We start from the raw sequence: 5127 nt of genomic DNA on the forward strand, positions 1-5127 counted from the left end.
GTAAGCCCCACGAACGGTACCCTCGCCTTCAATAACAACGGCTCCTTCACCTATCTGCCGTTCTCCAACTATTTCGGACCCGATAGCTTCGTCTATCAGGTGAGCGATGGCACCAACCTGTCGAACCCTGCCACCGTTGCGCTCTCCGTTACGGTTGGAGCCAATACGCCTCCAGTTGCCAACAACGACAGCTACCGAGTTATTGCAGGTACTCCTGGAACCATCAACGTGATCGAGGGTGTTTTGTCTAACGACACTGACGCAGAGAATGATCCGCGAACGGCGGTTTTGGCGACCACGACTGCCAACGGAGCGCTAAGCCTGAACCCAGATGGCTCGTTTGTCTACACACCCAACAGCGGCTTTACCGTAGGCATCGATACTTTCACCTATCGAGTGAGTGATGGCATTGCCACATCGGATCTCGCGACAGTTGCGATTTCAGTTGGGTCTAACACTCCCCCTACCGCCTTCTCGGATACCTATCAGATTCCAGTAGGTGGACGCAGCGTCAGTGCGATTGACGGAGTGCGGAATAACGACATCGATCCCGATGGAGACGCGCTAACAACCGTTAGCTTGGTAGCTAATCCCACCAACGGTGTCCTCAACCTCAATTCCGATGGGTCTTTCAACTACACACCAAATGCAACCTTCACAAGCGGGGTGGATACCTTCACCTATCGAGTTAGCGATGGTCTAGCCGCCTCAAACATTGCCACGGTCACGCTCTCGGTGTCGCCGAATGCAGTGCCGATCGCCAGAGATGACGCCTACCGAGCCGCTCGTGGCACCGTCAATGTGGGAGGTCTCAACGGCGTATTGCAAAATGATACGGACGCCGATGGAAGCTCGCTGACTGCAACGGTGGTAAGTGCTCCGACGAATGGTGTCCTGACGCTAAATCAGAACGGCTCCTTCTCGTACCAGGCAAATCCCGCGTTTACTCAAGGAGTTGACACCTTTACCTATCGGGTGAGTGATGGCATTGCGACCTCAAATCTCGCAACGGTTACGCTTAGCGTTGCCCCCAACTCGGCACCCGTTGCTGTAAATGACAGCTATACCGTCACGGGCGCCTCATTAGTCGTGCCAGGACCGGGCATTTTGGTAAACGACGTTGACGCAGAGGGAGACCCGCTAGAAATTCGCCTCACCCGACTTACTTCAGGTGGTTCGCTGTTTGTGATTTCTGATAGAACGCGACCTGACTATGGCTCGTTCAGATATTCGCCCTTTCCCGGCTTTAGAGGAACCGACTTCTTTGTCTACGAATTGAGCGATGGCATCTCCTCCTCGAACTCAGCGACGGTTAACCTCACGGTTGGATAAATGCCTGTACTACTGTTGATGTGAGGTAGGGTGTAGAGATACGCTTTCTTTGCTCTCCTCCCCTGACTTGCAAGCTCCACAATGAACGCCAACAAGCCCGATCGCTTTCTTGCATCTCCACTAGAAAATACACGCAACGACCAGCCCGTCTTAGACGATAGCAATGGCGATGACGATTTTGCAGGAGAAAGCTCGGCAGTGCGATCGGCAATTGCGGCAAATCAGCCGCCGCGCTTCGCCGCAAGCGCGATCGCGCCCGGTGCGGTCAGTCGCCTCTCGATGTCAGGAATTATCCTGCTGGCGATCGGGCTAATGCTGGTGGGCTGGTTGTTCAGCAACGCATGGCTCAGCTTTGCGGGGGCTGCCGTAGCGCTCGTCATTTCGCTGCGGGTGCTGTGGTCGCCGCTGCGTTCGCTTCTGCTCAATCTGCTATCGGGGCAAGAGCAGTCGATTCTGATTGCGGCGATTGGTGGTGTGTTGGGGACGCTGGGCGTGTGGAGCGCGATCGGCGGTAATCGCTGGCTTGGATCGCTGCTGAGCCAGACCAATTGGGATGCAGTCGGGGCGCTTGGTGAAGTGTTTGGCGCACTGGGGCAAATTTTGATTGCGGTGCTGGCAGTCTACATTGCCTGGCGGCAGTACGTGATCGAAAAAGACCTAACCATCCAGCAAAATACGATCACGCAGCAGCAGACGATCGATAGTTTCTTTCAAGGCATTTCCGATCTCGTCCTCGACGACGAAGGACTGCTAGAAGATTGGCCCCAAGAGCGGGCGATCGCCGAAGGACGTACGGCAGCGATTATCAGCAGCGTTGATGGTGGCGGCAAGGCAAAAGTGATTCGGTTTCTCTCCTGCGCTCGGCTGCTGACTCCGCTACGACGCGATCGACGATTAGGACGGGCAATTCTAGATGGCTCTGGTGGCTACGAAGAAGACCGGACTGAGGGCGTGCGCGTCATTGATTTGGGCGTGATGCTGGCAGGTGCCGATCTGTCTGGCACCGATCTACGCTGGACGGATTTGAGCGAAATTAATTTGATTCGTGCCAACCTCAGCCGTTGCGATTTGGTGAAAACCAATTTCTCACGCACAATCTTGGTCGATGCGGTTTTTCATGGTGCGAACTTTAACGGCACCCGTTTGTTTTATGGCAAGGTGGACTCCGCCACACCTCGTAGCCGCACGGCACCACCGGACTATCGTACGGGTGAGCAGACTGGAGCCGTGATCGAAAATGCTGACTTCAGTGGAGTCACTCACCTCTCTCAGGAGCAGCGCTACTACTGCTGCGCTTGGGGCGGTAGCAAAACGAGAGGCACAATTCCCGGTGGGTGCGAAGCGATTCCGAACAAGCTGGGACGGTAGAAGCTAGGGAATCAGGAGCAACCTCATTCAGGTCTTTATCCGCTCTCTTTATCGGTTCAGTGCCGTTCTCGTAAGGGCAGTACAACTGCTGTGAGAGCGGTTTGAAGTTCTAGTAAAGATTCAGACGATCATCTAGTAGATGTACGGTCCAAACCTGTACTGTAATCCTAAGAAAATCCTACCGCTGGGGCTAGAATTCTAGCTTGAGACGTCTATTTGCTTCAGGAATTGCTCAAACAATGGCTGCGTTAAACCGCAGGGTTTGCACTTCCGTGAATGCGTTGTTTAATTGCTTAGGATGATGAATTGAATCAAGTGAGATAGCTGTCCTGGCTGTCTCAACTGGGCATCCTGACCATCCCACCATGTTGCCTGATTGAATTCACCGTCTTTAGAATCTAAGCGGGCAAATCTGAAATTTCAAATTCTTATCAGTCATGCAGCCTACCTACTCGTTTATCATCCCGGTCTACAACGAGGAAGCTACGATCGCTGAACTATACCGACGTGTTAGTCAGGTAATGGACGGCATGGACGGTCCGGTAGAACTCATTTTGATTAATGATGGCAGCCAAGATCGATCGCTGGAGCTGCTGCGAGAATTGCGATCGCGCGATTCTCGCGTTTGCTACCTCAGTTTTGCCCGTAATTTTGGACACCAGATTGCGGTTACCGCAGGGCTAAACTTTGTTCGAGGTCAAGTGGTGGTGATTCTGGATGCCGATTTGCAGGACCCACCTGAATTGATCCCCGACATGGTAGAGCTGTGGCGGCAGGGCTACGAAGTGGTCTACGCTCAGCGCACTCAGCGTCGCAAAGAAAGCTGGTTTAAGCGCTTCACTGCCTATGTCTTCTATCGCCTGCTGAAGCGGTTGGCGGATGTTGATATTCCTACAGACACAGGCGATTTTTGCCTGATGGATCGGCGCGTCGTCGATGTGCTCAACGCCATGCCAGAGCGCAACCGCTATATCCGGGGCTTGCGATCGTGGATTGGTTTTCAACAAACTGCTGTTCGGTTTGAGCGGGATCCACGCTTTGCAGGCGAGGTAAAGTACACGTTCCGCAAGTCGCTCGCGCTGGCAATTAATGGGCTGGTGTCGTTTTCTAGAGTTCCGCTGCGGCTGTCTACTTACCTGGGCTTGTTTTCCGCAGTGGTTGCCTTAGTCATGGCGCTGTTGGTGATGTACTGGCGGCTGTTTGACGGCACTGCACCCTTGACTGGCTACGCCACGATCGCGGCGGCTGTTTTCTTTTTGGGTGCAGTGCAGCTCTTTAGCATCGGCATTTTAGGCGAGTACATCGGACGGATCTACGAAGAGGTGAAAAACCGCCCACTCTACACCCTAAGAGAAGTTGCAGGCTTTGCCTCAATCGATCGTCACGAAACCAGCCACGATCGCACACCGCCCGAAAAGCGATTGAGATTTTAGGCAACACGCTACCGCCTCCCGGATGTCACTGAGCGGATGCGGTACCCTTAGTACAATAGACGGTGCAACCGTTTCGGTTCTAGTCATGGTATGGGGGTGGAAGTGTGCCTAAGTCCGCAAAATATTTACTCGTTGGGTCTACAGAGGCGTACAGTGGAAAATCTGCCGTCGTGCTGGGACTCGCTCAGCAGCTAAAAGCGCAAGGACTTGATATTGCCTACGGCAAACCCTTAGGAACTTGTTGGAGCGGAACGGAAGCGTCTGAGGTAGATGACGATGTGCAATTCGTCGCGCAGAGCCTCCGGTTACCTGCCGATCGCCTGCAACCAACGGCGCTGTTTCTTGACGAACCCACAATCCAAAAGCGGATTCAGGGCAAAGATACGGTGGACTATCCACAGGTGCTGCTAAAGCAGCTCCGATCGAATGCAGATTTGGTGCTGCTGGAAGGTCCCGCGAACCTGGAGGAAGGGACGCTGTTTGAGCTATCGCTGTCGCAAATTGCAGATCTCGTCGATGCGCGAGTTCTGCTGGTGGCTCGCTTTCATTCGCTGCTGATTGTGGGCGCGCTGATTTCGGCACAGCGGCGATTGGGCGATCGCTTGCTTGGGGTGCTGATTAATGATATCCCTGAAGCTCGACTCACCGAAGTTCAAGAAACCGTGCAGCCCTTTTTGGAATCTCATGGGATTCCTATCCTGGGATTGCTGCCCAGAAACGCACTGCTGCGGAGTGTTAGCGTCAGTGAACTAGTGCAACAGCTAAAGGCAGAGGTGCTTTGCCGCCCCGATCGACTGGACTTGATGGTAGAAAGCCTAAAGATCGGCGCAATGAACGTTAATTCCGCCCTTAAGTACTTCCGCAAGGGGCGCAATATGGCAGTGGTAACCGGGGGCGATCGCACCGATATTCAGCTTGCCGCTTTGGAAACTTCGACGCAGTGCCTAATTCTCACGGGGCAGATGCCGCCCTCATCTGCGATTCTTAGCCGCGC

General features: G+C 53.9%; 4 protein-coding genes. All 4 read left to right on the top strand.

Features of this window, described 5'->3' with window-relative positions:
• On the top strand, positions 1 to 1332 hold a 1332-nt coding region (locus tag H6F43_RS04915; protein WP_190341232.1), incomplete at its 5' end, for an Ig-like domain-containing protein.
• An 81-nt stretch (positions 1333 to 1413) separates the two neighbouring features.
• Entirely contained in the window at positions 1414 to 2700 is a 1287-nt protein-coding gene (locus tag H6F43_RS04920) for a pentapeptide repeat-containing protein (RefSeq protein WP_190341234.1), read from the top strand.
• A 437-nt stretch (positions 2701 to 3137) separates the two neighbouring features.
• Positions 3138 to 4133, top strand: a complete 996-nt coding sequence (locus H6F43_RS04925; RefSeq protein WP_190341236.1) for a glycosyltransferase family 2 protein — start codon at positions 3138 to 3140, stop codon at positions 4131 to 4133.
• 104 nt (positions 4134 to 4237) lie between these two features.
• The coding region (locus H6F43_RS04930) for an AAA family ATPase (protein WP_190341239.1) at positions 4238 to 5127 on the top strand (890 nt) is incomplete at its 3' end.

This window comes from Leptolyngbya sp. FACHB-36 (assembly GCF_014695955.1).
In the GTDB taxonomy this organism is placed as follows: Bacteria; Cyanobacteriota; Cyanobacteriia; order Leptolyngbyales; family Leptolyngbyaceae; genus FACHB-36.